25 protein-coding genes and 1 pseudogene are annotated in these 25,626 nt (G+C 71.9%); 16 read left to right on the forward strand and 10 right to left on the reverse strand.

Annotated features, from left to right (window positions below):
* The first annotated feature begins 56 nt into the window (after positions 1 to 56).
* The 6 genes from hisD to QP119_RS01520 all read left to right on the forward strand — a co-directional run bounded on the left by hisD (position 57) and on the right by QP119_RS01520 (position 6,153).
* Positions 57 to 1,385 (forward strand): histidinol dehydrogenase, encoded by a 1,329-nt coding sequence (gene hisD, locus QP119_RS01495; protein ID WP_284773189.1) that lies wholly within the window; start codon positions 57 to 59, stop codon positions 1,383 to 1,385.
* Complete coding sequence (locus QP119_RS01500; protein WP_284773190.1) at positions 1,386 to 2,567, forward strand: histidinol-phosphate transaminase; 1,182 nt, start codon at positions 1,386 to 1,388, stop codon at positions 2,565 to 2,567.
* Positions 2,564 to 3,169: an imidazoleglycerol-phosphate dehydratase HisB gene (gene hisB / locus QP119_RS01505; RefSeq protein ID WP_284773191.1), complete on the forward strand. Its 606-nt coding sequence runs from the start codon at positions 2,564 to 2,566 to the stop codon at positions 3,167 to 3,169. The genes QP119_RS01500 and hisB overlap by 4 nt, the downstream gene beginning before the upstream one ends.
* Positions 3,170 to 3,172: 3 nt before the next feature.
* A complete protein-coding gene (locus QP119_RS01510) occupies positions 3,173 to 3,397 on the forward strand; it encodes a hypothetical protein (RefSeq protein WP_284773192.1) in 225 nt (74 codons plus the stop codon).
* Positions 3,398 to 4,849: an MFS transporter gene (locus QP119_RS01515; protein WP_284773194.1), complete on the forward strand. Its 1,452-nt coding sequence runs from the start codon at positions 3,398 to 3,400 to the stop codon at positions 4,847 to 4,849.
* A 131-nt stretch (positions 4,850 to 4,980) separates the two neighbouring features.
* Positions 4,981 to 6,153 (forward strand): NAD(P)/FAD-dependent oxidoreductase, encoded by a 1,173-nt coding sequence (locus QP119_RS01520; RefSeq protein ID WP_284773360.1) that lies wholly within the window; start codon positions 4,981 to 4,983, stop codon positions 6,151 to 6,153.
* Between the two features lie 6 nt (positions 6,154 to 6,159).
* Here QP119_RS01520 and QP119_RS01525 read toward each other — a convergent pair whose 3' ends face one another.
* Positions 6,160 to 6,756: a cation transporter gene (locus QP119_RS01525; protein ID WP_336620391.1), complete on the reverse strand. Its 597-nt coding sequence runs from the start codon at positions 6,754 to 6,756 to the stop codon at positions 6,160 to 6,162.
* A 183-nt stretch (positions 6,757 to 6,939) separates the two neighbouring features.
* Between QP119_RS01525 and hisH the strand changes: the two genes are divergently transcribed.
* Positions 6,940 to 7,620 carry an imidazole glycerol phosphate synthase subunit HisH gene (gene hisH / locus QP119_RS01530; protein WP_284773197.1) on the forward strand — a complete coding sequence of 227 codons (681 nt, stop codon included), beginning with the start codon at positions 6,940 to 6,942 and terminating at the stop codon, positions 7,618 to 7,620.
* Here the strand turns inward: hisH and QP119_RS01535 are convergent.
* The 5 genes from QP119_RS01535 to QP119_RS01555 all read right to left on the reverse strand — a co-directional run bounded on the left by QP119_RS01535 (position 7,617) and on the right by QP119_RS01555 (position 11,355).
* Positions 7,617 to 8,138 carry a mycothiol transferase gene (locus tag QP119_RS01535; RefSeq protein ID WP_284773199.1) on the reverse strand — a complete coding sequence of 174 codons (522 nt, stop codon included), beginning with the start codon at positions 8,136 to 8,138 and terminating at the stop codon, positions 7,617 to 7,619. The genes hisH and QP119_RS01535 overlap by 4 nt on opposite strands.
* Positions 8,139 to 8,220: 82 nt before the next feature.
* Complete coding sequence (locus QP119_RS01540) at positions 8,221 to 9,228, reverse strand: ABC transporter substrate-binding protein (RefSeq protein WP_284773201.1); 1,008 nt, start codon at positions 9,226 to 9,228, stop codon at positions 8,221 to 8,223.
* Positions 9,225 to 9,905 carry an ABC transporter permease gene (locus tag QP119_RS01545; RefSeq protein WP_284773202.1) on the reverse strand — a complete coding sequence of 227 codons (681 nt, stop codon included), beginning with the start codon at positions 9,903 to 9,905 and terminating at the stop codon, positions 9,225 to 9,227. The genes QP119_RS01540 and QP119_RS01545 overlap by 4 nt, the downstream gene beginning before the upstream one ends.
* On the reverse strand, positions 9,902 to 10,552 hold the full coding sequence (locus QP119_RS01550; RefSeq protein ID WP_284773203.1) for an ABC transporter permease: 651 nt from the start codon (positions 10,550 to 10,552) through the stop codon (positions 9,902 to 9,904). The genes QP119_RS01545 and QP119_RS01550 overlap by 4 nt, the downstream gene beginning before the upstream one ends.
* Positions 10,549 to 11,355, reverse strand: a complete 807-nt coding sequence (locus QP119_RS01555; RefSeq protein ID WP_284773206.1) for an ATP-binding cassette domain-containing protein — start codon at positions 11,353 to 11,355, stop codon at positions 10,549 to 10,551. Before QP119_RS01555 ends, QP119_RS01550 begins: the two co-directional genes overlap by 4 nt.
* Before the next feature lie 164 nt (positions 11,356 to 11,519).
* On the opposite strand from QP119_RS01555, the gene priA reads away from it, so the two are divergent.
* The 8 genes from priA to pyk all read left to right on the forward strand — a co-directional run bounded on the left by priA (position 11,520) and on the right by pyk (position 18,646).
* Complete coding sequence (priA, locus tag QP119_RS01560) at positions 11,520 to 12,290, forward strand: bifunctional 1-(5-phosphoribosyl)-5-((5-phosphoribosylamino)methylideneamino)imidazole-4-carboxamide isomerase/phosphoribosylanthranilate isomerase PriA (RefSeq protein ID WP_284773208.1); 771 nt, start codon at positions 11,520 to 11,522, stop codon at positions 12,288 to 12,290.
* Positions 12,291 to 12,317: 27 nt separating this feature from the next.
* Positions 12,318 to 13,142 (forward strand): inositol monophosphatase family protein, encoded by an 825-nt coding sequence (locus QP119_RS01565; protein WP_284773209.1) that lies wholly within the window; start codon positions 12,318 to 12,320, stop codon positions 13,140 to 13,142.
* Positions 13,143 to 13,205: 63 nt separating this feature from the next.
* Positions 13,206 to 13,982: an imidazole glycerol phosphate synthase subunit HisF gene (hisF, locus tag QP119_RS01570; protein ID WP_284773210.1), complete on the forward strand. Its 777-nt coding sequence runs from the start codon at positions 13,206 to 13,208 to the stop codon at positions 13,980 to 13,982.
* On the forward strand, positions 13,979 to 14,344 hold the full coding sequence (hisI, locus tag QP119_RS01575; protein WP_284773211.1) for a phosphoribosyl-AMP cyclohydrolase: 366 nt from the start codon (positions 13,979 to 13,981) through the stop codon (positions 14,342 to 14,344). The genes hisF and hisI overlap by 4 nt, the downstream gene beginning before the upstream one ends.
* Positions 14,345 to 14,348: 4 nt before the next feature.
* Positions 14,349 to 15,053, forward strand: coding sequence for a TIGR02234 family membrane protein (locus tag QP119_RS01580; RefSeq protein WP_284773212.1), 705 nt, complete (start codon positions 14,349 to 14,351; stop codon positions 15,051 to 15,053).
* 153 nt (positions 15,054 to 15,206) lie between these two features.
* Entirely contained in the window at positions 15,207 to 16,037 is an 831-nt protein-coding gene (locus tag QP119_RS01585; protein ID WP_284773213.1) for an indole-3-glycerol phosphate synthase TrpC, read from the forward strand.
* A 16-nt stretch (positions 16,038 to 16,053) separates the two neighbouring features.
* Positions 16,054 to 17,031 (forward strand): prolipoprotein diacylglyceryl transferase, encoded by a 978-nt coding sequence (gene lgt / locus QP119_RS01590; protein WP_284773215.1) that lies wholly within the window; start codon positions 16,054 to 16,056, stop codon positions 17,029 to 17,031.
* Positions 17,032 to 17,200: 169 nt separating this feature from the next.
* On the forward strand, positions 17,201 to 18,646 hold the full coding sequence (gene pyk, locus QP119_RS01595) for a pyruvate kinase (RefSeq protein ID WP_284773216.1): 1,446 nt from the start codon (positions 17,201 to 17,203) through the stop codon (positions 18,644 to 18,646).
* Between the two features lie 102 nt (positions 18,647 to 18,748).
* On the opposite strand, the gene QP119_RS01600 is transcribed toward pyk, so the two are convergent.
* The 3 genes and pseudogenes from QP119_RS01600 to QP119_RS01610 form a co-directional block, all read right to left on the reverse strand.
* The gene (locus tag QP119_RS01600) at positions 18,749 to 21,142 is read right to left on the reverse strand and encodes a glycogen/starch/alpha-glucan phosphorylase (RefSeq protein ID WP_284773217.1); all 2,394 of its coding nucleotides are present in this window, start codon (positions 21,140 to 21,142) and stop codon (positions 18,749 to 18,751) included.
* Between the two features lie 98 nt (positions 21,143 to 21,240).
* A pseudogene (locus QP119_RS01605) lies at positions 21,241 to 22,503 on the reverse strand (amidohydrolase).
* A gap of 206 nt (positions 22,504 to 22,709) precedes the next feature.
* Positions 22,710 to 24,035: a DUF4921 family protein gene (locus QP119_RS01610; RefSeq protein ID WP_284773218.1), complete on the reverse strand. Its 1,326-nt coding sequence runs from the start codon at positions 24,033 to 24,035 to the stop codon at positions 22,710 to 22,712.
* 30 nt (positions 24,036 to 24,065) lie between these two features.
* On the opposite strand from QP119_RS01610, the gene QP119_RS01615 reads away from it, so the two are divergent.
* Positions 24,066 to 24,461 (forward strand): hypothetical protein, encoded by a 396-nt coding sequence (locus QP119_RS01615; protein WP_284773220.1) that lies wholly within the window; start codon positions 24,066 to 24,068, stop codon positions 24,459 to 24,461.
* Here QP119_RS01615 and QP119_RS01620 read toward each other — a convergent pair.
* Positions 24,431 to 25,555 carry a glycerate kinase gene (locus QP119_RS01620; protein WP_284773222.1) on the reverse strand — a complete coding sequence of 375 codons (1,125 nt, stop codon included), beginning with the start codon at positions 25,553 to 25,555 and terminating at the stop codon, positions 24,431 to 24,433. The genes QP119_RS01615 and QP119_RS01620 overlap by 31 nt on opposite strands.
* Positions 25,556 to 25,626 lie beyond the last annotated feature (71 nt).

Genomic DNA, 25,626 nt, shown 5'->3' on the forward strand with positions numbered 1-25,626 from the left:
TGAGGCCTGTCACTGTCAACGAGGAATTTGTCCCCTGAGAGGTGGAGACCCCAACCATGCTCACCGTCACGGACCTGACCGGCCGCGAGCCGGGCGTAGCCGAGCTGCGTCGGGTGCTGCCGCGCGGCGGCACCGACGTCGCCGCGGTCCTGCCCAAGGTCCAGCCCATCGTCGAAGACGTCCGTTCCCGCGGCGCCGAGGCCGCCCTCGAGCTCGGCGAGCGCTTCGACCATGTGCGCCCGGGTTCCGTGCGCGTGCCGCGTGAGATTGTCGACGCCGCGGTGGCCGCTCTCCCGGACAACGTGCGCGCCGTGCTGGAGCAGGCCATCGAGCGCATCCGCAAGGTGCACGCCGAGCAGGTGCCGGCCCCGCACACGACCATGCTCGCCGAGGGTGCGGAGGTCACCGAGGTCTTCCACCCGATCGAGCGGGTGGGCCTCTACGTGCCCGGCGGCAAGGCCGTCTACCCCTCCAGCGTGCTGATGAACGTCATCCCCGCCCAGGAGGCGGGCGTGTCCACCCTGGTGGTGGCTTCCCCGCCCCAGGTGGACAACGACGGCTGGCCGAACCCGACGGTGCTGGCCGCCTGCTCGCTGCTGGGCGTCGACGAGGTGTGGGCCACCGGTGGCGCGCAGGCCGTGGCCATGCTGGCCTACGGCGACGACGAGGCGGGCCTCGAGCCGGTGGACATGGTCACCGGCCCGGGAAACATCTTCGTCACCGCCGCCAAGCGCCTGGTGCGCGGCGTGGTCGGCACGGACGCCGAGGCCGGCCCCACCGAGATCGCGGTGCTCGCCGACGACTCGGCCGACCCCGTTTACGTCGCCTACGACCTGATCAGCCAGGCCGAGCACGACCCGATGGCCGCCAGCGTGCTCATCACCGACTCCCGCGAGCTGGCCGAGGCCGTCGACCGCGAGATCGAGCAGCGCTATACGGTCACCCTCAACTCCGAGCGCGTCGCCGAGGCGCTCACCGGCGCCCAGTCCGGCATCGTGCTCGTCGACGACATCGACGCCGGGGTGCGCGTGGCCGACGCCTACGCCGCCGAGCACCTCGAGGTGCACACCCGCGACGCCCGCCAGGTCGCCGAGCGCGTGCGCCACGCCGGCGCGATCTTCGTCGGGCCCTACTCGCCGGTGCCGCTGGGCGACTACGCCGCCGGCTCCAACCACGTGCTGCCGACCTCCGGCACCGCGCGCTTCAGTGCGGGGCTGAGCTCGCACACCTTCCTGCGCCCGGTCAACCTCATCGAGTACAGCGCCGACGCGCTCGCCGAGATCGCCGGGACCATCGTGACGCTGGCCGACGTCGAGCGCCTGCCCGCCCACGGCGAGGCCGTGCGCGCCCGCGGCGCCGCCGCCGACGCGGAGGGGGAGAAGTAGATGAGCACCGACAACGCGAACCGCCACCTGCCCGGCACCGTCGCCGCCGAGGTCGGCCTCGAGGCGCTGCCGCTGCGCGAGGAACTGCGCGGCCACAGCCCCTACGGCGCCCCGCAGCTCGACGTGCCGGTCCGGCTGAACACCAACGAGAACCCCTACCCGCCGTCGCAGGCCCTGGTCGACGACCTCGTCGCCGAGGTCGCCCGCCTCGGTGCCACGCTCAACCGCTACCCGGAGCGCGACGCCGTCGAGCTGCGCGACGCCCTGGCCGCCTACGTCAGCGGGCAGACCGGCGTTGCCGTCACCCGCGACAACGTCTGGGCCGCCAACGGCTCCAACGAGGTCCTCCAGCAGCTGCTGCAGGCCTTCGGCGGGCCGGGCCGCAGCGTGCTGGGCTTCCAGCCGAGCTACTCGATGCACCCGATCCTGGCCTCCGGCACGCAGACCGAGTTCATCGACTGCCCCCGCGGGGCGGACTTCCGCATCGACGCCGAGGCGGCGCTGGCCGCCATCGCCGAGCACGCCCCGGACATCGTCTTCGTCACGACGCCGAACAACCCGACCGGCGAGGCCACCGACCTCGACGTCGTCGAGCGCATCATCGCCGCCGCGCCGGGCATCGTCGTCGTCGACGAGGCCTACATGGAGTTCTCCGACAGCCCCTCGTCGTGCACGCTGCTGGCGAAGTACCCGACCAAGCTCGTCGTCTCGCGCACCATGTCCAAGGCCTTCGACTTCGCCGGCGGGCGCCTCGGCTACTTCGTGGCCGCCCCCGCCTTCGTCGAGGCCGTCATGCTCGTGCGCCTGCCCTACCACCTCTCGGTGCTCTCGCAGGCCGCCGCGCTCGTCGCGCTGCGCCACAGCGACGAGACCCTGGAAACCGTGGCCAAGCTCTCCGCCGAGCGCGACCGCGTCGCGGCGAAGTTGACCGAGCTGGGCTACCGCGTCCAGGACAGCGAGTCGAACTTCATCTTCTTCGGCGACTTCGCAGACCAGCACGCCGTCTTCGAGGCCTTCCTCGAGCGCGGGGTGCTCATCCGCGACGTCGGCGCGACCGGCCACCTGCGTGTGACGGTCGGCCTGCCCGAGGAGAACGACACCTTCCTGGCCGTCGCCGCCGACCTCGCCCACCACGGCGTCGGCAATGACGACGACCCCCACGCACAAGGAGCCGCACAGTGACCGCACACCGCACCGCCGCCGCGCGCCGGACGACCGGCGAGACCGACATCTCCGTCGAGCTGGACCTCGACGGCACCGGCGTCAGCCACATCGACACCGGCCTGCCGTTCTTCGACCACATGCTCACCGCCTTCGCCACGCACGGCGCCTTCGACCTGACGGTCACCGCGAAGGGCGACGCCGAGATCGACGCCCACCACACCGTGGAGGACACCGCCATCGTGCTCGGCCAGGTGCTGGCCGAGGCCGTCGGCGACAAGGCCGGCATCCGCCGCTTCGGCCAGCGCCAGCTGCCCATGGACGAGACGCTGGTCGAGGCCGTCGTCGACTTCTCCGGGCGGCCCTACTTCGTGATGACCGGCGAGCCGGAGCACATGGTCCACCAGGTCATCGGCGGCCACTACGCCACCGTGATCAACCGGCACTTCTTCGAGTCGCTGGCGCTGAACTCGCGGATCACCCTGCACGTGATCTGCCACTACGGCCGCGACCCGCACCACATCACGGAGGCGGAGTACAAGGCCGTGGCCCGTGCGCTGCGCGAGGCCACCGAGCACGACCCGCGCGTGCACGGGGTGCCCTCGACCAAGGGGGCCCTGTAACCCGTGGGCACGACTGCTACAGTGTCGGCGGTCCTCGCCGCGGCGGAGGAGGCCGGCCAGGCCAGCCCCTGGCCGATCTACTTCATGTTCGCCGTGGCGGGTCTCATGGTCGGGGCGACGATCTCGGCCTACCAGAATGACGCGAAGAAGCTCACCGTCTTCTGCGCCCTGGTCGCGGCGGCGGCCGTGGCGACGGCGGTGGTGATGTTGATCGGAGGAGTGAGGTAAGTGGCTGTGCAGGCTCTGTCCCGTGCTGAGATCGAGAAGCTCGACAGCATCTGGAAGAGCCCCGGCTACATACCCACACTGCTCGCCGTCGCCTGCGCCTTCGGCAGCTGGTCCGTCCTGCTGCCGGTCGTGCCGCTGGCGGTGATCGACTCCGGCGGCTCGGAGACCCTGGCCGGTTGGACCACCGGCGCGTTCATCCTGACCACGGTGGCCACCCAGGTCTTCACCCCGCGGCTGCTGCGCCGCTTCGGCTACACCCCGGTGATGGCCGTGGCCGCCTTCCTGCTCGGCGTGCCCGCCCTGGGCTACATGCTCGGCATGTCCGCCGGGCCCGCCCTGGGCTTCTCCGCCCTGCGCGGCTTCGGCTTCGGCGCGCTGACCGTCGCCGAGTCCGCCCTGATCGCCGAGCTGGTGCCCGTGCGCTTCCTGGGCAAGGCCTCCGGCATGCTCGGCGTCTTCCTCGGCGTCAGCCAGATGCTCTGCCTGCCGCTGGGCCTGGCCCTGGTCAACGCCGGTCTCGGCTACAACTCCAGCTACATCGTCGGCGCCGTCATCGCCGTCGGCGCGGCGCTGCTGTGCCTGCGCATCCCCGCGGTGCGCCCCGGCGGCGGCGAGGAGAACAGCGAACCGTCGGCCTACGAGCACATCGACGAATCCGGCCCGAAGGTGCCCACCTGGAAGCTGGTCACCGTGCCGGCGGCGGCCATCATGACCGTATCGATGTCCTTCGGCGCGGTCTCGACCTTCCTGCCGGCCGCCGTCAAGGAGCTCGACCCGGTCACCGGCGCCGTCATCGGCGGCTTCATGCTCTCCATCGTCGGCGGCGCCTCGATGGTCTTCCGCTACGCTTCGGGTGTGATCGCGGATCGCCGCGGCATGCCCGGCTCCACCATGCGCCCCGGCCAGGCCCTGGCCGTCATCGGCGTGGCGCTGATGGCCGTGGTCATGTTCGCCGACTGGTCGGTGTGGTGGCTCGTGGTCGCGGCGGTCTGCTTCGGCGGCGGCTTCGGCGTGGTGCAGAACGAGGCGCTGCTGACGATGTTCATGCGCCTGCCGCGCTCCCGGGTCTCGGACGCCTCCGCGATCTGGAACGGCGCCTACGACTCCGGCACCGGCGTCGGCTCCGTCATCTTCGGCATGGTCGCCGCCGGTGCGGCCTACTCCAACGCCTTCGCCATGGGCGCGGCCGTCATCGCGCTCGGTCTGCTGCTCACCTTCGCCGACGCCGTGCTGGGCCGCCACCGCATTGCCGAGCACTCCAACACCCGTGCGCGCCTGCGCCAGGTGCCGGTGGCGCGCCGGGCGGTGCGTGGTGCGCGTGCTTTACGACGCCGCGCGGCCGACGCCCCCGTGGACGTCGCCGCCCTGCTGCGCCGACGCCCGCCGCGCCCCGGCTGGAAGGGGCGCGAGGAGAACGAGGGCGACGCCGTGGACGGAGACGCCCGCAACTAACTCTTGTCATAGTGATCGCCGACACCTATCCTGCGGGTAGGATCTGAACCCCGGAAGCAGAAGGAGCGGCGGCCATGCCCGAGGCGGTAGTCGTCGGGGCCGGGATGACGGGGCTGTCCGTCGCTTGATTCCTGCAGAATCACGGTTTCGACGTCGAGGTCATCGACAGGGTCGGCGTGGCCGGCGGCTCCTCCTGGGGCAACGCCGGCTGGCTGGCCCCGGGCAAGACCATCCCGCTGGCGCACCCCTCGCTGTGGCGCTACGGGCCGACCGCGCTGTTCGACCCGAACGCCGCGCTGGCCGTCCCGCCGCGCATCGACCCGAGGCTGTGGGCCTTCTGCGCCCGCTTCATGGCGCACGCCACCCGCTCGGGCTGGGATGAGACGATGGCCGCGCTCACCCCGGCAGATAAGCTGGCGCTCGCCGCCTACGACGAGCTCGTCGACGGTGGGGTGGAGGCGCAGACACACACCGGCGACTACGTCGCGGCCTTCCGTGACGAGAAGGAAGCCGGCGGCTTCATCGGCGAGATCGAGGGCGCGGTGCGCCACGGCCAGGAGATCTCCTTCGAGCACATCGACAGAGACGCAGCGCTCGGCCTGGCCCCGGTGCTCTCCGAGGCCGCCCGTGCGGTCTATCGCATCGGCGGGCAGCGCTACATCGAGCCCGGCCCCTTCTGCGAGGCCATCGCCGAGTCCGTGCGGGCCCGCGGCGGCCGGGTGACCACCGGGGTGGCGGTCACCGAGGTCAACTCGACGCGCAAGCCCGTGCTCGAGCTGTCCACCGGGGAGTACCGCACCCCGGACACCGTGGTGCTGGCCGTCGGCGCCTGGCTGCCGGAGCTCGCCCGGCGCCTCGGCGTGCGCACCATGGTCCAGGCCGGCCGCGGCTACTCGTTCTCGGTGCCCACCGAGACCCCGGTCGAGCACCCGATCTATCTGCCCGAGCAGCGCGTGGCGTGCACGCCCTACCAGGGCCGGCTGCGCATCGCCGGGACAATGGAGTTCCGCGGGCCCGACGAGGCCTTCCAGCCGGCGCGCATCGACTCGGTGGTCGAGGCTGTGCGCCCCATGTTCACCGGGGTCGACCTCGACGACCGGAAGGACGAGTGGGTCGGCTCGCGCCCGGTGACTCCGGACGGGCTGCCGCTGATCGGCGCGACGAAGGCGCCGAACGTCTACACCACCGGCGGCCACGGCATGTGGGGCGTGGTGCTGGGGCCGGTCAGCGGCAAGCTGCCCGCCGAGCAGATCGCCACCGGGCGCGTCGACCCCGTGCTTAAGCCCTTCGACCCGCTGCGCTGAGGCGGGCTACTCGTCGAGCTCGGCCAGCAGCGCGTTGGGCGCCTCGAGCTCGCCCTCGCGCCACGCCTCCACGCCCTCGCGCACGGCGAGCGCGGCGACCACGAGCGCGGCGACCGGGTCGGCCCACCACCAGCCGAGCAGCGCGTTGGCCAGGAGGCCCACCAGCACCGTCACCGACAGGTAGAGGCACAGCAGCAGCTGGCGCGAATCGGCCATGACGCTGGCCGAGCCCAGTTCGCGGCCGGTGCGGAACTCGACAAAGGCCAGCGCGGGCATGAGCAGGATGCTGGCCACCGTGATCGCGATGCCCAGCCGGCTGTGCTCGGGGGCGGCCCCGCCGGAGAGCGTCAGCACCGAGTCGACGGTGACGTAGGCCGCCAGCGCGAAGAAGGCGACGGCCACCGCGCGGACCGTGACCTTCTCGCGGGCCTCGGGGTTCCGCGCGGAGAACTGCCAGGCCACCGCGACGGCGGAGGCGACCTCGATGACTGAGTCCAGGCCGAAGGCGATCAGCGCCCCGGAGGACGCCCCGGCGCCGGCGGCCAGGGAGATCAGCGCCTCGATGACGTTGCAGGAGATCGTGACCGCCACGATCAGGCGCACGCGCCGGTTCAGGCGGGCGCGGCGCGCCGGGGCGAGGTCGACGCGCGGGCCGCGCGCGCCGTTCGGCTCATCGGGGGCGGGGGATGCGGGGTGATCTGCGGTGGACCCGCCCCAGATCCTAGATCACCCCCGGGAGACGGGGGTGCAGGCGGGCCGCAGTCTGCGCCGACTAGGATCCCGGGCATGCAGGAGTGCCCCGAGAACCAGACCGCCGACCGGCAGCACGCGCCGCACCGCAAGAGCGTGGTGCTCCTCGACTACGGGGCGGGCAACCTCCGCTCCGCCGAGCGCGCCCTCGAGCGCGCCGGGGCCGAGGTGACCGTCACCTCCGACCCGAAGTTGGCCGTCAAGGCCGACGGGCTGGTGGTGCCCGGGGTGGGCGCCTTCTCCGCGTGCATGGACGGCCTCAACGCCGTGCACGGTCCGCGCGTGATCGGCCAGCGCCTCGCCGGCGGCCGCCCGGTGCTGGGCATCTGCGTGGGCCTGCAGGTCATGTTCGACTACGGCGAGGAGCACGGCGAGCACGCCAGGGGCTGCGGGCAGTGGCCGGGCACCGTCGAGAAGCTGCACAGCGCGATCCTGCCGCACATGGGCTGGAACACCGTCGAGGTGGCCGAGGGCTCCGAGATGTTCGCCGGCGTGGCCGACGAGCGCTTCTACTTCGTGCACTCCTACGGCGTGCGCGACTGGGAGCTGGTCACCGACGGGCTGACCGAGGCGCCGAAGGTGCACTGGGCCAGCCACGGCGGCGAACGCTTCGTCGCGGCCGTCGAGAACGGCCCGCTGTGGGCGACCCAGTTCCACCCGGAGAAGTCCGGGGACGCGGGCGCCGCGCTGCTGCGCAACTGGCTGGCGAGCTTCTAGGCCGGACCCACGGGGGTATCGGAGAGCGCCCCGGCGACGTGGTAGGCCTGGCCGACGTGCTGGATGGCGTCGTCGACGAGCGAGACCAGCCGCACCCCGCGGGTGACCGGCGGGTCCCAGCGGTGGTCGATGACCTCGTCGAGGTCGTCCTCGGCGAGCCCCTCGGTGTAGGCGTCGAGGGCGGCGCAGACGGCGTCGAGGCAGGCCACGAGCAGGCCCTGGTCCTCGACGTGGATCTTCCGGGCCTGCTCGGGGGTGTGGCCGAGGCCGAAGTCGTCGTCCGAGTCCGGCAGCCCGAAGCGGGTGTCGAAGCCCTGCGCCGACCAGACCTGGTCCTTCCCGGTCAGCTCGGCGAGCTGGACGTCGATCTCGCGGGCGGCGTGCCAGAGCAGCCAGGCGATCGAGTTGGGGTGGCCGGCCGGGTGCGCGTTGAGCTGTTCGGCGTCGAGGTCGGGCAGGGCGTGGGCGGCCAGGCGCGGGCGCGAGGAGAACTCGCGCAGGATGTCGAGGGCGTTCATGGGGTGCTCCTTTCGCCGGCCCCGCGACGGCGGGGCGGGGGTCGTGGTGCGGGGGACCGGCGCGGCCCGGGAGGCCCGGGGCCTAGAGGCTCTCGACGAAGTCGCGCGCGATCTCGGCGGGCTCGGCCCGCTCGTCCCCGACGTTACGCAGGTTGAACTCGCGCAGCCGCTCGGTCGTCAGCGCCGCACTGACCCGGTCGAGCACGGACACGGCCTTTTCCGGCAGCGCGTCGGCGCGGTAGAGCGGGGTGACGTTCTCCGGGTTGACCAGGCCCTCCGGGTCCTCGAGGGTGACCGTGTCGACCTCGTCGCCGTCGGAGTCCAAGGCCGGTGAGGTGGTGAAGATGTTGGCCACGTCGACCTGCCCGTCGCGCAGGGCGGTCACGGTCAGCGGTCCGCCGGAGTCGGAGATCAGCCGGTACTCGATCGAGTCGGCCGGCACCCCGTAGACGCGCTCCATGCCCTCGGCGTTGAAGGAGCGCCCGGTGATCTCCGGGTTCGCCGCCCAGCGCACCCGGTCCAGCTTGGCCAGGTCGGCGAGCGTGTGCAGTCCGTGCTCCCGTGCGGTCCCGGGCAGCACCCGGAAGGAGTCGGCGTTCTCGCCCGGGGCGGGCCGCGCGATCGCCAGGCCGGCGGGCAGCGCCGCGGCGGCCTGCCCGGCCAGCTCCTCGGTCCCGGTTCCCGGGGCGACGTCGACGCCGTAGTAGACGGCCAGAGCGCCGAGGTACTCGGGGAAGACGTCGACGTCTCCGGACTCCAGCGCGGAGGTGTAGACCTCGCGCGAGCCGATGCCCGAGGAGACCTCGGCGTCAAAGCCGGCCTCCTCGAGCGCCTCGGCGTAGATGTGGCCGAGGATGTCGGACTCGGGGAAGTTCGCGCTGCCGATGACGATCGTTCCGTCCCCGCCGCGGCCGGCGGTGGCCTCGGTGGAGGTCGGGTCGGTGCTCAGGCAGGCGGTGAGCGCGAGCGCGAGCACGGCGGCCACGGCGGCGCCGAGTGCGCGGCGCAGGCGGCGCGCCGGGCGCGGGCCGCGCGGGCGGTGATCCGCACGCGCGGAGGCCCGGCGGGCGGGGGAGTGGGTGACGGTCACTGGGGCGCTCCTTCCTCGGCGGCGGTGCGCGGGCGCACGGCGCGCTGCACGCCCGCGAGGGCGAGGTCGATGACCAGGGTCGCGGCGATGATCACGAGCGCGCCCGCGACCATCGTCGGGTAGCTCTGCACGGCCAGCCCGTCCAGGATCAGCCGGCCCAGCCCGCCGAGCCCGATGTAGGCGGCCACCGTGGTGGTGGCCATGACCTGCACCATCGCCGAGCGCACCCCGCCGACGATCGTCGGGGCGGCCAGCGGCAGCTCGACCTCGCGCACGATCTGGCCCTCGGTGTGGCCGACGGCGCGCGCGGCGTCGACGACCTCGGCCGGCACCGCGGCCATCCCGGAGAAGGCGTTGGCCAGCACGGCCGGCACGGCCAGAATGACCAGCACGACGGTCGTCGGCACCAGCGGCAGGCTCACCCCGACGGTCAGCTCCACGGTCAGGAAGGTCAGCAGGCCGAGGGCCGGCATGGCGCGCAGCGCACCGGAGACCGCCAGCAGCACCGAGGCCCCGCGGCGGCGGTGGCCCAGCCACAGGCCCACCGGCAGGGCGATCACACAGGCGGCGGCGAGCGCGAGGCAGGCGTAGAGCAGGTGCTCGCCGAGGCGGCCGGCGAGCATGCCCCAGTTGGCGGGGTCGATCAGGAAGCGCAGCGCGTCGAGGAAGAAGATCACTTGGACGCCGCCTTCGCACCCCACGGCATCAACACGCGCCCGGCGGCGACCAGCACGGCGTCGAAAATCAACGCCAGCACCACGGTGCCGATGACCCCGGTGAGGATCTCGGTGGGGAAGGAGCGCGCGAAGCCCTCGGTGAACAGCGTGCCCAGCGACTCGACGCCGATCAGCGCGCCGACGGAGACCAGCGCGATCGTGGAGGCCGAGACCACACGCACCCCGCCGAGGATGACGGGGCCGGCCAGGGGGAGCTCCACCTGGAGCACCCGCTGGGCGGGGCTGAAGCCGAGTGCCTCGGCGGTGGTGCGCGCGGTGGCGTCCACGGAGTCGAAGCCGTCGGCGCAGGTGCGCACGAGCAGAGCGACCCCGTAGGCGGTCAGCGCGACGACGACGTTGGCCGGGGCGATGATCGAGGTGTCCAGGAACAGCGGCATGAGGATGAACAGAACCAGCGAGGGCACGGCGTAGACCAGCCCGGCGGCGGTGACCACCACGTCGCGCCAGCGCTTCGCGCGGTGGGCGGCCCAGCCGAGCGGGAGGGCGATGACCGTGGCGGCCAGGACGGCCGGGGCCGCGAGTCCGGCGTGGGTCACGGCGAGGCCGGCCAGCTCGGCGGCGTTGTCGGCGATCCAGTCGAGCCTCACGGGCGCTCACCCGGATCGAGGGTGCCGATGACCCGGCCGCGCGCGTCACGCACCACCCGGCCGGCCTCGTCGAGGTGCAGGCGGCGGGAGTCGGCGCCGACGAAGGCGCGCACGTGGTCGGTGGCCGGGGCGGTCAGCAACTCCTCCGGGGCGCCCGCCTGCTCGATGCGCCCGCCGTCGGAGAGTAGCAGGATGCGGTCGGCCAGGCGGAAGGCCTCGGACATGTCGTGGGTGACCAGGACGACCGTCTTGCGCAGCCGGGACTGCAGCTCGGCGAGGAGGTCCTGCAGGCTGCGGCGCACCACCGGGTCGACGGCTCCGAAGGGCTCGTCCATCAGCAGGATGCGCGGGTCGTGGGCCAGCGCCCGGGCCACGCCGACGCGCTGGGCCTGCCCGCCGGACAGTTCGCCGGGGTAGCGGCGCAGCAGCTCCACGGGCAGCTCGACCATCCGGGCCAGCTCCTCGACGCCGTGGGCCGGTTCGGTGCGGGTCAGCCTGGGCACGGTCAGGATGTTGGCCTCCACGGTGCGGTGGGGCAGCAGGCCTGAGCCCTGGATGACGTAGCCGATGGAGCGGCGCAGCTCGACGGTGTCGAGGTCGGCGACGTCGCGGCCGTCGACGGACACGGTGCCCGCGGTCGGGGTGACCATGCGGTTGACGGTGCGCAGCACGGTGGTCTTGCCGGAGCCGGAGGCGCCCACCAGGGCGGTGACCGAGGCGTCGGGGAACCGGCAGCTGACCGCCTCGACGGCGGGGGAGGGCGTGCCGGGGTAGGCGACGGTGACGTCGCGGAGCTCGATCAAGAGGTATAACCCGTCTGTGCTCGGAGACTGCGCGCGGAACCCGGGTAGCCGGGGCGCGCATGCGTGTCCCGCCACGGTAGCACCGCGGGGAGTACCAGGGAGCGTCGCAGGCCCGGCGGGCGTTTCCGCCCACGGGCCCACCCCCGGAAGCTACGATGAGTCACATGACTTTCGAGCTCCTGCCCGCAGTGGACGTCGTCGGTGGCCAGGCCGTGCGCCTGGAGAAGGGTGCGGCCGGCACCGAGAAGTCCTACGGTGATCCGCTGGCCGCGGCGCTGGCCTGGCAGGAGCAGGGCGCTAACTGGCTGCACTTCGTCGACCTCGACGCGGCCTTCGGGCGCGGCTCCAACCACGAGCTGATGGCGCGCATCACCGGCGAGCTGGACATCAACGTCGAGCTGACCGGCGGCATCCGCGACGACGCCTCCCTCGAGCGCGCCCTGGGCACCGGGGCCGCGCGGGTGAACATCGGCACCGCCGCCCTGGAGAACCCGGGGTGGATCGCCCGCGTGCTCGGCGAGTACGGCGACCGCGTGGCCGTGGACCTGGCCGTCCTCGAAGAGGAGGGCCGCTGGCGCACCCGCACCAAGGGCTGGGTCGACGACGCCGGAGACCTGTGGGAGGAGCTCGAGCGCCTCGACGCCGACGGCTGCACCCGCTTCGTGGTCACCGACGTCTCCACCGACGGCATGCTCAGCGGGCCCAACGTCGACCTGCTGCGCGACGTCTCGGCGGCCACCGACGCCGCCGTGACCGCCTCGGGCGGGGTGGCCACCCTCGACCACGTCCGCGAGCTCGCGGGGCTTCTCGAAGAGGGCATCGACGCCGCGATCGTCGGCAAGGCGCTCTACGAGGACCGCTTCACGCTCGCCGACGCCCTGGCGGCCGCCGCCGAGGCGTCCGAGGCCGCAGCCACCGAGACCCCGGCGGAATGACACGCACCACTAACGAGGACGAGAACCATGGCCGCGAAGGACACGGAGAGCACTGAGACCGACCTGCCGGGCATGCTGGCGGTCGCCGTCGACGCCGTGAAGGCCGCCGAGGAGGTCTTCCTCGACCGCATCGGCGCCCCGCCGAGCGTGGCCAAGGGTGAGCACGACTTCGCCACCCAGGCCGACCTGGACATCGAGTCGCTGTTGCGCGTGCGCCTGGCGGCGACCGGCATCCCGGTGCTCGGCGAGGAGGGCGGCGGCGACGTCCACGCCGAGCGCACCTGGGTCGTCGACCCGATCGACGGCACCGCCAACTACTCGGTGGGCAACCCCATGGCCGCGATCCTGGTCTCGCTGCTCGTCCACGGTCAGCCCGTGGTCGCCGTGACCTCCATCCCCGTGGTCGGCCGGCGCCTGGCGGTCACCGAGGGCGGGCCGATCACCGTCAACGGCGAGGAGATCACCCCGGACCCGAACCCGGACGCGATCCCCGCCCAGGTCGGCTTCTCCTCGGTCGCCTCGCCCAGCGGCTCGGAGTTCACCTCGCACTTCCGCCAGAACCTGCTCGCCGAGCTGGCCAGCACCTTCCTGCGCCCGCGCATCACCGGTTCGGTGGGCGTGGACCTGGCCTTTGCCGCCACCGGCACCTTCGGCGGGGCGCTCTCGCTCTCCCCGCACCCGTGGGACAACGCCGCCGGCGTGCTGTTGGCGCGGGCCGCCGGGCGCCGGGTCACCGACATCCACGGCGAGGAGTGGACGCCGGACTCGCGCGGGGTGGTCGCGGGTGCGCCGGCCTCGCACGAGGCCATCTTGACTACGATTGCCAGGGTCAGAGAGCGCGGCGGCCGCTGAGCCGCCACACCCGGCGGGCTTGAGCCGCCGTGCCACACACCCGAGGAGCAGAAAGAGGAAGTCATGTCGCTGGCCGTGCGGGTCATCCCGTGTCTGGACGTCGACGAGGGTCGCGTGGTCAAGGGGGTCAACTTCGAGAACCTGCGCGACGCGGGCGACCCGGTCGAACTGGCCGCCCGCTACGACGCGGAGGGGGCCGACGAGCTGACCTTCCTCGACGTCTCGGCCTCCAAGGCCGGGCGCGGCACCATGCTGGAGGTGGTGCGCCGCACCGCCGAGCAGGTCTTCATCCCCCTGACCGTCGGCGGCGGGGTGCGCAGCGTGGCGGACGTGCGCGAGCTCCTGCGCGCCGGGGCCGACAAGGTCTCGGTCAACACGGCCGCGATCAAGGACCCGGACCTGATCGCCTTGCTCTCGCGCACCTTCGGCGCCCAGTGCATCGTGCTGTCCGTCGACGCGCGCCGCGTGCCGGCCGACGGCGAGCCCCAGCCCAGCGGCTTCGAGGTGACCACCCACGGCGGCACCCGCTCGGCGGGCATCGACGCCATCGAGTGGGCACGCCGTGGCGCCGAGCTGGGCGCCGGCGAGATCCTGCTGAACTCCATGGACGCCGACGGCACCAAGGACGGCTTCGACCTCGAGCTGCTGCGCGCGGTGCGCGCCGCCGTGAGCGTCCCGGTCATCGCTTCGGGCGGGGCGGGCAAGGCCGCGGACTTGCCGCCGGCCGTGGCCGCGGGCGCGGACGCCGTGCTCGCCGCCTCGATCTTCCACTTCGGCGAGGTCACCATCGGCGAGGTCAAGGACGCCCTCGCGGCGGCCGGTCAGGAGGTGCGCCGATGAGCACGAACCCCGCGGACTTCAAGCTGGACCCCGCCATCGCCGACCGGGTGCGCTTCAACGACGCCGGCCTCGTGCCGGTGGTGGTGCAGGCCCACGGTTCCGGTGAGGTGCTCATGATGGCCTGGATGGACGCCCACGCGCTGGCCCACACCATCGCCACCCGCCGGGGCACCTACTGGTCGCGCTCGCGCGGCGAGTACTGGATCAAGGGCCTGACCTCGGGGCACACCCAGTACGTCCACCAGGTGCGCCTGGATTGCGACGGCGACACCGTGCTCATGGTCGTCGACCAGAAGGGCGGGGCCTGCCACACCGGCGACCGCACCTGCTTCGACGCCGACGAGCTGCTGGGGGAGGAGTAGGGCGTTGCCGAAGGAGATTTCCGACGCCGCGCGTGACGACGTCGCGGGCACGGCCGACGCCACCGCCGCCGGCGTCGCCGAAAAGAAGACCGCCCACCGCGGCGCGCTCGGCGTGGCCCTCGGCGGGCTCATCGTCTGGCTGGGCTCGCGGCTGACGTGGGTCAGCGTCGACAGCTTCGACGACAAGCTGGGGGAGACCCACCACGACATCGTCGGCGGCTCCTGGGCCACCGAGCTGACCGTCGCGGCGCTCCTGCTCGTCGCGGCCGCCGCCGGCAGCTTCGTGCTGCGCCGGGTGGGCCGCCGCGTCGTCGGCGCGATCGCCGCGCTCATCGCCGCCGCCGTCGCCTGGATCCCGCTGAGCCTGCTGCTCACTGGGCCGGACCTGGACCGCGTCTTCGGGCTCTTGACCTCCGGGGCGGACAGCCAGCGTGCCGACGACCCGGTCGCGCTGAACTCCTGGGCGGAGCTCACCGACGTCCAGCTCGACGCCCTCGGCCCCTCGATCGCCCTGATCGGCGCGGCCCTGGCCCTGCTGGCCGCCGTGCTCATCGTCGTGCGCCCGGGCACCGACGCGCCCCGGCGCACCCGCTTCGCCCGAGGCGACCAGCGCCGCGCGCGGGTGACCCGGGATCTCGAGGAGGACCCCGAGTCCGGGCGGGTGCTCTGGGACGCCCTCGACGCGGACATCGACCCGACGGACCGCTGAACTACTGGTGTGACCCACCGTCATCCGCAGCCCCCCGCGAGCCCGCGAGGGGCTGATTTCGTGGCGGGGCAGTCTCCGGGATAGTATTCGAGACGAACCAGACAGTGTCCCCAGTCACGTCCACCCCCCGGGCGTGGCGGAGAGGAGTCGGCGATGTCGACGTCCGTGGCCGTGGAGCATGTCTTCGCACACGCCCGCCTCGAACTCGCACGTCGGGAGCGCGCGGTGCCCTTCCAGGAGATCAAGGCCGCCTCCCGTGACTGCGCGCCGACCCGCGACGGCCTGACCGCGCTGCTCGAGGGCGGCTGCTCCGTCATTCCCGAGATCAAGCGGCACAGCCCGGGCCAGGGTCGCCTGCGCGACCTGGACACCAAGGCCGCGGCCGTGCTCGCCGCCGAGCTCGAGGAGGCCGGCGCCGGAATGGTCGCCGTGCAGACCGAGCCGCACCGCTTCGCCGGCTCCCTCGAGGACCTGGCCGCCGTCGCCGTGGCCGTCGAGGTGCCCGTGATGGTCCGCGACCTGATCTTCGACCCGTACCAGATCCACGAGGCCCGCGTCCACGGCGCCGACGTCATCCCGCTGATCGCCGACTACCTGGACGCCGACCGCCTGGCCGCCCTCGTCGACCGCGCGGCCTCGCTGGGCATGACCCCCATGGTCGAGGCCCGCACCTACCCGGCCCTCGAGCGCGCCCTGGCCGCCGGCGCGAAGGTCGTCGGGGTCGACGCGCGCGACCCGGTCACCGGCGCCGTCGACCGCGGCCTGCTCGCCGAGATCACCACCGGGCTGCCCGAGTCCGTCGCCCGCGTGGCCCTGTCGGGCGTGCGCTCGGCGCGCGACGTGCTCGCCTACGCCTCGGCCGGTGCCGACGCCGTGGTGGTCGGTCAGACCGTGATGACGGACGAGGACCCGGCCGCTTGCGTGCGCACCCTCTCCGCGGCCGGCAACCACCCGGCCTGCCCCCGGCGCGTCACCGCCCGGTAGGGCACAATGGCGATTCGTGCACACCGATTACCTCGCCAACATCCCCTCGCCCCCGCAGGGCGTCTGGCACCTCGGGCCGATCCCCGTGCGCGCCTACGCGCTGTGCATCATCACGGGCATCCTCGTCGCCCTCTGGCTGACCCTGCGCCGCTACCGCGCCCGCGGCGGCGACCCGGACATGGTCTGGGACTCCGCGATCGTGGTCATCATCGCCGGCGTGATCGGCGGGCGCGCCTACCACGTCATCTCGCACTGGCCGGACTACTTCGGTGAGGACGCTGGCCCGTGGGCCTGGGCCAAGATCACCGAGGGCGGCCTGGCCATCATCGGCGCGGTCCTGCTCGGCGGGCTGGCCATCTGGGTCTTCTACCGCACCCGCGGCGTGCCCGTGGCCCCCTTCGCCGACGCGGTGGCCCCGGGCCTGATCCTCGCGCAGGGCATCGGGCGCTTCGGCAACTGGTTCAACCAGGAGCTCTACGGCCGGCCCACGGACGTGCCCTGGGCACTCGACCTCTACTACCGCGTCGACGCTGACGGCAACTTCGCCCCGCTGACCGGCCGCTCCACCGGCGAGGTCATCGCCTCGGTGCACCCGACCTTCCTCTACGAGTCGCTGTGGAACGTCGGCGCCTTCCTGCTGCTGCTCTCCCTGGACCGCCACCTGCGCCTCGGCCACGGCCGGGTCTTCGCCCTCTACCTCGTCATCTACGGGCTGGGCCGCTCCTGGGTCGAGCTGATGCGCACCGACCCCGCCCAGCACATCCTGGGCATGCGCGTGAATTCCTTCGCCGCGCTGGTCTTCATCGTCGTCGGCCTCGTCGCCTTCCTGCTCCTGCCGCGCGGCCGCGAGTCCGAGAAGGAGGTGCTGGGCGACCGCCCCGCGCCTGACACCGCCGAGTCCGAGACGCCCGAGGAGATTGACGACGCCGCGGGCGTCGGCAAGCCCACCGCAGGGAAACAGACACGAACGGACGGAACCGGGAAAGACCTGTAGGCTCCCGGGTGTGCCCCAAGAAAACGGGCACAGACCGGGCCCGGAGCGGCCGAACAGGCTTCCTGGCGACTGAAAAACGTGACAGTAGCAACACAATCGGGCATTATCGTGACCGATCGGGCAGTCGCTCGTATGGAAACCCACAACGGAAAGCAGTAGGTTGGAGCTCGTGGATAGAAGAACCAAGATCGTTTGCACGCTCGGTCCCGCCGTCGCCAGCCAGGAGGGCATCCTGGAGCTGGTCGAGGCGGGCATGAATGTCGCCCGCATGAACTTCTCGCACGGCGACCACCCTGACCACAAGCAGAACTACGAGTGGGTCCGCGAGGCCACGGACAAGACCGGCCGCGCCGTCGGCATCCTGGCCGACCTCCAGGGCCCCAAGATCCGTCTGGGCCGGTTCAAGGAGACCGAGACGGAGTGGAAGAACGGCGAGATCGTCCGGATCACCATCGACGACGTCGAGGGCACCCACGACCGCGTCTCCACCACCTACAAGGGCCTGGCGCGCGACGCCAAGCCCGGTGACCGCCTGCTTGTCGACGACGGCAAGGTCGCCCTCGTCTGCAAGGAGGTCGACGGCAACGACGTCGTCTGCGAGGTCGTCGAGGGCGGCCCCGTCTCCAACAACAAGGGCGTCTCGCTGCCCGGCATGGACATCTCCGTGCCGGCGCTGTCCGAGAAGGACAAGGACGACCTGCGCTACGCGCTGAAGCTCGGCGTCGACCTCGTCGCCCTGTCCTTCGTGCGCTCCCCGGCGGACGTCGACCTGGTCCACGAGATCATGGACGAGGTCGGCCGCCGCGTGCCGGTCATCGCCAAGCTCGAGAAGCCGGAGGCGGTCGACGCCCTGGAGTCCATCGTGCTGGCCTTCGACGGCATCATGATCGCCCGTGGTGACCTCGGCGTCGAGGTCCCGCTCGAGGAGGTGCCGCTGTTCCAGAAGCGCGCCATCCAGATCGCCCGCGAGAACGCCAAGCCGGTCATCGTCGCCACCCAGATGCTGGACTCGATGATCGACAACTCGCGCCCGACCCGCGCCGAGGCCTCCGACGTCGCCAACGCCGTCCTCGACGGCGCCGACGCGGTCATGCTCTCCGGCGAGACCTCGGTGGGCGTCAACCCGCAGCACACCGTGCGCACCATGGCCCGCATCGTCCGCGAGGCCGAGCACGGCGGTTCGGTGCCCCCGCTGGCCCACATCCCGCGCACCAAGCGCGGCGTGATCTCCTTCTCGGCCCGCGACATCGCCGAGCGCCTCAACGCCCGCGCGCTGGTCGCGTTCACCACCTCCGGTGACACCGCCCGCCGCCTGGCCCGCCTGCACTCGCACCTGCCGCTGCTGGTGTTCACCCCGGATCCCTCGGTCCGATCGCAGCTGGCACTGAGCTGGGGCGCGGAGACCTTCCTGACCCGCAAGGTCGCCTCCACCGACGAGATGATCGTCGAGATCAACGAGAACCTGCTCAAGATGAGCGAGTACGACCGCGAGGACATGATGGTCATCGTGGCCGGCACCCCGCCCGGAATCAAGGGCAACACCAACATGATCCACGTGCACCTGCTCGGCGAGGACTTCTCCGTCGGCGCCGCCGTGGACGCCGACCGCAAGTAGGCCGGCAGGCCCCGGTCCCGCCACCCACGGGTGAGCGGCACCGAGGCTGAACACGAGGAGAGGGGCCCCTCACGGGGCCCCTCTTCTCATGTCCGGGGGAGACTAGTCCCACTTCAGCGGGGTCGGCTCCAGGTGCCAGACCTCGTTGGCGTAGTCCGCGATGGTGCGGTCGGAGGAGAACCGGCCGGAGGCGCAGATGTTCAGCCAGCACATCCGGGCCCAGTGGTCCGGGTCGGCGACGTAGTCGCCGGCCATCCGGTCGCGGGTGTCGCGGTAGTCCGCGAAGTCGCCGAGCACGTAGTAGGTGTCCGGTTCGTTGTAGCCGTCGCCCAGCAGCGAGCGGCGCAGGTCGGCGAACCAGCCGGAGCCGGAGTCGTCGAGGAGCTCGCTGGTCAGGGCGTCGAGCACGCGGCGAAGACCCGGGGTGGCGTCGGCCACGACGTTCGGGTCGTAGTTCTCCCGCAGGCCGGGCAGCTCGTCCTCCTCGGCGCCGAAGATGTAGGCGTTGTCGTCGCCGACGGCGTCGAGGATCTCGACGTTGGCGCCGTCCAGGGTGCCCAGCGTCAGCGCGCCGTTCATCATGAACTTCATGTTCGAGGTGCCCGAGGCCTCCTTGCCGGCCGTCGAGATCTGCTCGGAGACGTCCGCGGCCGGGATGATGTGCTCGGCCGGGGAGACGTTGTAGTTGTGCACGAAGACGACGCTGAGGTACTTCGAGACCTCCTCGTCGTTGTTGACCAGGCGGGCGATCTCGTTGATCAGCTTGATGATCGCCTTGGCACGGATGTAGCCCGGGGCGGCCTTCGCACCGAAGATGAAGGTGCGCTTCGGCACGTCGCGCTCGCCGTCGACCTTGATGCGGAAGTACAGGTCCAGGATGTAGAGCGCGTTGAGCAGCTGGCGCTTGTACTCGTGCAGGCGCTTGATCTGCACGTCGAAGATGGAGTCGGGGTCGATCTCGACGCCCTCGCGCTCGGCGACCCACTCGGCGAAGTCGGCCTTGTTGGCCGTCTTGATCTCGCGCAGGCGCTTCATCGTCGCGGCGTCCTCGGCCAGCGGGGCCAGCTTGGCCAGCTCGGTCAGGTCGGTGACCCAGGCGTCGGAGCCGGCGGCCTCGGTCAGCAGGCCGGCCAGGCGCGGGTTGCACATGCGCAGCCAGCGGCGGGGGGTGACACCGTTGGTCTTGTTGTTGAACCTCTCCGGCCAGATGCCGTGCCAGTCGGCCAGGGTCTCGCGCTTGATGATCTCCGTGTGCAGCGCGGCGACACCGTTGATCGAGTAGGAGGCGTAGCAGGCGATCCAGGCCATGCGGACCTTGCCGTCCTGGACCGGGGCCATCCGGGCGATCTGGCCCTCGTCGATGCCGCGGGCGCGCATGTCCTCGCGGAAGCGGCGGTCGATCTCGCAGACGAGCTCCCAGATGCGGTGGAAGAGCGTCTGGAAGATCGAGACGTCCCACTGCTCGAGGGCCTCGGTGAGCACCGTGTGGTTGGTGTAGGCGAAGGTCTCGGTGACCACGCCCCAGGCGTCGTCCCAGCTCATCGCGTAGTCGTCGAGCAGGATGCGCAGCAGCTCCGGGATGGCGAGCACCGGGTGGGTGTCGTTGAGCTGGACGCAGTTGTACTCGGCGAAGCCGCGGAGGTCCTCGCCGTGGTTGTGCATGTAGTTGGCCACCATCGACTGCAGGGAGGCGGAGACGAAGAAGTACTGCTGGCGGACGCGCAGCACCTTGCCCTGGTAGGTGGTGTCGTTGGGGTAGAGCACGCGGCAGATGTCCGAGACCTTCTCGCGCTCCAGGATCGCGTCGGTGAAGCGCTGGGAGTTGAAGGCGTCGTAGTCGAACTCGCTCATCGGCTCGGCGTTCCACAGGCGCAGGGTGCCCACGTTGTCGGTGCCGTAGCCGGTGATCGGCATGTCGTGGGGCACGGCGCGCACGGTCATGTCGTCGAAGTGGACGATGCGCTGCTGGCTGTGGCGGCGGAAGGTGAAGGCGTAGCCGTCGTCGCGCCAGGAGTCCGGCGACTCCTTCTGGAAGCCGTCCTCGAAGGACTGGCGGAACAGGCCGTAGCGGTAGAGCAGGCCGTAGCCGGTCACGGGGTAGTCCTGGGTGACCGCGGAGTCCAGGAAGCAGGCGGCCAGGCGGCCCAGACCACCGTTGCCCAGTGCCGCGTCGTACTCGGCCTCGAGCACGTCGGCCAGCTCCCGGCCGTCCTCGGCCACGGCCTCGCGGGCCTCCTCGACCAGGCCGAGGTTGGTCAGGTTGTTCAGGAGGGCGCGGCCCATGAGGAACTCGGCGGAGAAGTAGTGCTGCTGGCGGCCCCGGCTGTAGGTCAGGTCGGTGGCCTCCCAACGGTCGGCGATCTGGTCCATGACCGCACGCGACAGGCCGAACCAGTACTTGCGGTTCGTCGCGTCGGCGGGGGAGGTGCCGGCGGCGCCGCGGACGTGGCCGGGCAGCGCCTCAGGCAGGCTGGGGATCGGGGACGGGTGGGGCATCAGTTGCTCCTGCTCTCACGGTTAAAGGGACGTGTCAGCGAACGCGTCCAGGTTAGCTCGCCCCCGTGGGTTGTGCTCGGCGACGGGGGTGGCCGCGCTCAGTTGTGGTTGCCCAGGTAGGTCAGCACCGCGGCGGCCGCGGCCCGGGTGGCAGAGGAGACCGTCGGCTCGTAGTCCGGTAGGAAGGTCGACATGTGGTTGACCGGGACGTCGGTGTCCACGGTGCCGCCGTGCACGGCCGCGTCCCACTGCTCGCGCGGGGTGCAGCCGACCAGCCAGAACAGGTACGGGGCCCCGAAGGCGCGGGGGATGTGCGAGAAGTCCTCGGAGACCGTGGAGCGCTCCGCGTCGACGGAGTCCGGCCCGAAGACGGCGTCGAAGACCGGGCGCACCCGCTCGAAGACCTCCTTCGAGTTGTCCGTGAGCTCCGCGTGCGAGAAGTACTCGAAGCGCGGCGGTTCCGGACAGCCGGAGGCCTCGCACTCGGCGTGTACGACGCGGCGGATGCCGGAGTAGACCCGCCGCTTGACCGTGTCGTCGTAGAAGCGGCAGTTCAGCGTCAGCTCCGCGGTGTCCGGGATGATGTTGTTGGTGGTACCGGCGCGCACCTTGCCCACCGAGATCACGGCGAAGTCGTTGGGGTCGACCTCGCGGCCGACCAGGCCCTGCAGCCGGATGATGATCATCGCGGCGACGTAGGTCGGATCGACGGCCTTGTGCGGCATCGAGCCGTGGGCGCTGCGCCCGGTGATGGTGATCGTCACCGAGTCCGCGGCGGCGAGCTGGCCGCCGGGCATCGTCTGCACCTCGCCGGCGCGGCCGGGCATGATGTGCTGGCCGAAGCAGACGTCCGGGGCGGGGATGCGCCGGGCCAGGCCGTCGGCGAGCATCGCGTCGGCGCCGGTGCCGATCTCTTCGGAGGGCTGGAAGAGCGCCAGGAAGGTGCCGGACCAGGAGTCGCGGTTGTCGTCGAGCAGCTCGCAGGCGCCCAGCAGCGCGGTGGTGTGCATGTCGTGGCCGCAGGCGTGCATGACCGGCACGGTCGAGCCGTCCGGGCGCGCCTGCACGCGCGTGGAGGCGTAGGGTACCCCGGTGGTCTCCTTGACCGGCAGCGCGTCGAAGTCGGCGCGGAAGAGCGCGGTCGGGCCGGGGCCGTTGCGGAAGACGCCGACGATGCCGAAGCCGCCGATCGGCTGGACGATCTCGCAGTCGAGGTTCTCCAGCCGGCCGAGGATCTTCTGCGAGGTCGCGCGCTAGAGCCCGGAGAGTTCCGGGTGCTCGTGCAGGTCCTCGTAGAGGGCGCGCTGGAAGCTCAGGTCGGTCTTCGCGTTGGCGAGCAGGTGGGCGGGGGTCAGGCTCATGCCTCGGGTCTGCCTTCCGGTCTGTTCGTGGTCGGCGACCACTATAGAGGCAGCGGGCCTAACGGACCAGGAAGTGACGACGCATGCGACGCCCCTGACGTGCGCGGGAAGGGGGCACCCTCCGGCGCGCGGCGCCCCGCGCCGCGCGGGGCGCGCACGGGTGGGGCGCGCCGACGGCGCGCTGCGCGGCGTCGGCAATTGGACCCTTAAGGCAGCAGCGGGTTGTAGCGCAGGGAGTTGGGTTCCACGTGGCACTCGGTGCCGATGCGCAGGTCCTGGGCGATGCGGCCCTCGCCGCGCAGGCGGATCATCTCGGTGGTCACGCGGTCGCGGATGTTCTCCGGCGAGAGCGTGTTGACGTAGATCTTCGTGCCGCCCTCGAAGCCGGCGAGGGTGGACACGCGCCACTTGATCATGATGCGCCAGGGCATCGGCACGTCGAGGTCGACGGGCTTGTGGTGCCACTCCTCGTTGCACGGCACGTCCGGGCCGGTGGCGGCGTGGCAGGCGTGCAGCATGTCGCTCATCGCGCGGACCTCGGAGGCGTCCTGCAGCCAGGGCTCGGCGACCGCCGACTTCGAGAAGACCTCGAGGGTGGGGTAGCGGTGGCCGAAGCCGGCGAAGCAGACGACGTGCTGGTTCTCCGCGATGATCAGGTTGTGGTAGTTCGCGTAGTCGACGGCCCACTCGTTGTACATGTTGTAGTTCGTGCGCAGGTGGGAGATCTCCAGCTCGGACTGCACGCCGCGCTCGTCGATGGCCACCAGCTGCTTGTGCAGGTGGTCGAAGCTGGCGCCGGCGGGCTTGAGCCAGTTCTGGAAGACGGCGACATAGCGGGCGTAGCGGTTGTGCTCGTAGATCTCCGCCATCGAGTCGACGGTGAAGCGGATGAAGGCGGCGTGCTCGTCCGGGGTCAGCGTGCCGGAGGACGCCAGCTGGGAGGTGTTCTCGGCGCCGTCGACAAAGTGGCGCCGGCCGATGACCAGGTCGTGGCCGCCGCCGAAGAAGGCGTCGCCGAGCTCGAGGAGACGCTCCTCGGGCAGGTTCGGGTCCTGACCTGCGGCCTTGAGCTTGTTCTGCACGGTGGCCAGCACGTGCTCGCGCCCGCCCGGGGCGGAGAGGTACTGCTCCCGGCGGGCGAGCTGCGCGGCGTCCATGCGGTAGTCGTAGTTCTCGCGCCAGTAGTCGTAGGAGACGATCTCGAAGAGGTTGGGCACCCGGCGGAACTCCGGGACCGTCTCGGTGAGCTGGTCCGGGGTCACCCCGCGCACGATGCGCCAGTGGTCGTCCTCGCGGATCATCCGGGCCTTCTCCGGCGGGGTCTGCAGCATGCGCTCGGCGCAGAAGGCGCAGGAGTCCTCGCGGTTGGCGTCGGTGACCGGCTCCGGGTCCGCCTTCGGGCGGGACAGCGGGCGGTTGCCGCGGCCCGGCACCGTCCAGACCTCGGTGCCGGTGAACGGGTTGACCTGCTTGATGGTGCCGTCGGCCATCACGTTCAGCGGGTTGTGCCGCGGAATGTAGGGGCTATTCATGGTCCACCTTTCCGGTTATGCTCTGGGGCCATGCCACAGATTCAGTTCGACGTCCTCGTCCCCGCGGACCGGGCGGAGGCGCTGAAGGAGCGCTTCGCCGACGCGGGGGAGAAGCTGGCCGCGGCCGGTGTCCTCGACGCGATGCCGGTGGAGTCCACGCAGGCCCGGCTGCAGGTCGGGGTCGCCGATCAGCTAAGGCAAACGTACCGCGATCAGCACCAGGGCCGCGACCTGGAGAACGCGGAGGTGGTGTGCTACCTGCTGCGCCCCGAGGGCTTTTCCGGCTCCGTCAACCAGCTGACGATGGCGCTCTCGCGCCTGCTCACCCCGGCCGCCGAGCTGCCGGACGACCCGGTGCTGCTCGAGAACGAGACCGCCCACGAGCTGCCCGCCGTCTACCCCTGGACGGTGGAGATCTTCCGGTAGGCCTCGGCCACCCGGGCGCCGGCCGCGCGCAGGGCGTCGGCGTCCTTACCGCCCGTCTCCTCGACGAGGCTGCCGGCCGGCAGCGCGCCGCGGGCGGCGGCGTCGGCGCGCCCGCAGACCACCGCGAAGCGCGCGCCCTCGGCCCGCTCGAGCCCGGCGAGCGTGCCGACGACCTTGCCGGTGAAGCTCTGCGCGTCCAGCGAGCCCTCGCCGGTGACGACCAGGTCGGCCGCGGCCACTGCGTCCTCGAGGCCCAGCGAGGCGGCCACGACGGGCGCGCCGGGCAGGATCCGCGGGTCCGGGTTGCCCAGCAGGCGGGCCAGCCAGGTCAGGCAGACCGGCACGCCGCCGGCCGCGCCCGCGCCGGGGGTGGCCGGGTCGAACTCGAGGACCTCGCAGAGGTGGGCGAGCGACTCGTCGAGCAGCTCGACGTCGTCTTCGGCCGCGCCCTTCTGCGGGCCGAAGACCCGGGCGGCGCCCTCGGGGCCGGTCACCGGGGCGGTCACGTCGGTGAGCAGGACGAACTCCATGGCGCCGGCGTCGGTGTTGAGCCGGGCGGTGTCCACGGCCTCGACGGCGCTGAGCCAGCCGCCGCCCTTGGGCACCGGCAGGCCGCGGCGGTCGAGGAGGCGTGCACCGAGGGCGACGAGGATGCCGCTGCCGCCGTCGACGGTGCCGGAGCCGCCCAGGGCGAGCACCACACGCTGCGCGCCGCGGGTGCGCGCGTCGGCGATGAGCACGCCGGTGCCGTAGGTGTCGCCGGTCAGCGGCACGGGCCGGTCGGCCACCGCGGGCAGGCTGGAGGCGGCGGCGACGTCGATGTAGGCGGTGGCCGCGGCGGCGTCGTAGACGTAAGCAGCCTCGGTCAGCCGGCCGGCGGCGTCGGTGGTGGGCAGGACGACGGTCTGGCCGGTGAAGCGGGCGGCGGTGCCCTCGCCGCCGTCGGCCATGGGGGCCAGGGTGATCTCGGCGTCGGGGAGCACCTCGCGCACGCCGGCACCGATGAGCTCGGCGGCGGCGTCGGCGTCGAAGGTGCCCTTGAAGGAGTCGGGGGCAATGACGACCCGGGGGTTCTCGGTTGCGCTGTTTTCCACGTCCCCATTGTGACGCACAGGGAGCTGTGACCAGCATCACCTAGTTTTTGTCGGTCGTTTGACCGGTATTT

It is taken from the genome of Corynebacterium frankenforstense, assembly GCF_030211955.1.
Lineage (GTDB): Bacteria > Actinomycetota > Actinomycetes > Mycobacteriales > Mycobacteriaceae > Corynebacterium > Corynebacterium frankenforstense_A.

Excerpts from the sequence above, each read along its gene's own strand:
- hisD (WP_284773189.1), top strand. The coding sequence starts at position 57 with ATGCTCACCGTCACGGACCTGACCGGCCGCGAGCCGGGCGTAGCCGAG.
- QP119_RS01500 (WP_284773190.1), top strand. The coding sequence starts at position 1,386 with ATGAGCACCGACAACGCGAACCGCCACCTGCCCGGCACCGTCGCCGCC.
- hisH (WP_284773197.1), top strand. The coding sequence starts at position 6,940 with ATGCAGGAGTGCCCCGAGAACCAGACCGCCGACCGGCAGCACGCGCCG.
- QP119_RS01535 (WP_284773199.1), bottom strand. The coding sequence starts at position 8,138 with ATGAACGCCCTCGACATCCTGCGCGAGTTCTCCTCGCGCCCGCGCCTG.
- priA (WP_284773208.1), top strand. The coding sequence starts at position 11,520 with ATGACTTTCGAGCTCCTGCCCGCAGTGGACGTCGTCGGTGGCCAGGCC.
- QP119_RS01565 (WP_284773209.1), top strand. The coding sequence starts at position 12,318 with ATGGCCGCGAAGGACACGGAGAGCACTGAGACCGACCTGCCGGGCATG.
- hisF (WP_284773210.1), top strand. The coding sequence starts at position 13,206 with ATGTCGCTGGCCGTGCGGGTCATCCCGTGTCTGGACGTCGACGAGGGT.
- hisI (WP_284773211.1), top strand. The coding sequence starts at position 13,979 with ATGAGCACGAACCCCGCGGACTTCAAGCTGGACCCCGCCATCGCCGAC.
- QP119_RS01585 (WP_284773213.1), top strand. The coding sequence starts at position 15,207 with ATGTCGACGTCCGTGGCCGTGGAGCATGTCTTCGCACACGCCCGCCTC.
- QP119_RS01600 (WP_284773217.1), bottom strand. The coding sequence starts at position 21,142 with ATGCCCCACCCGTCCCCGATCCCCAGCCTGCCTGAGGCGCTGCCCGGC.
- QP119_RS01610 (WP_284773218.1), bottom strand. The coding sequence starts at position 24,035 with ATGAATAGCCCCTACATTCCGCGGCACAACCCGCTGAACGTGATGGCC.
- QP119_RS01615 (WP_284773220.1), top strand. The coding sequence starts at position 24,066 with ATGCCACAGATTCAGTTCGACGTCCTCGTCCCCGCGGACCGGGCGGAG.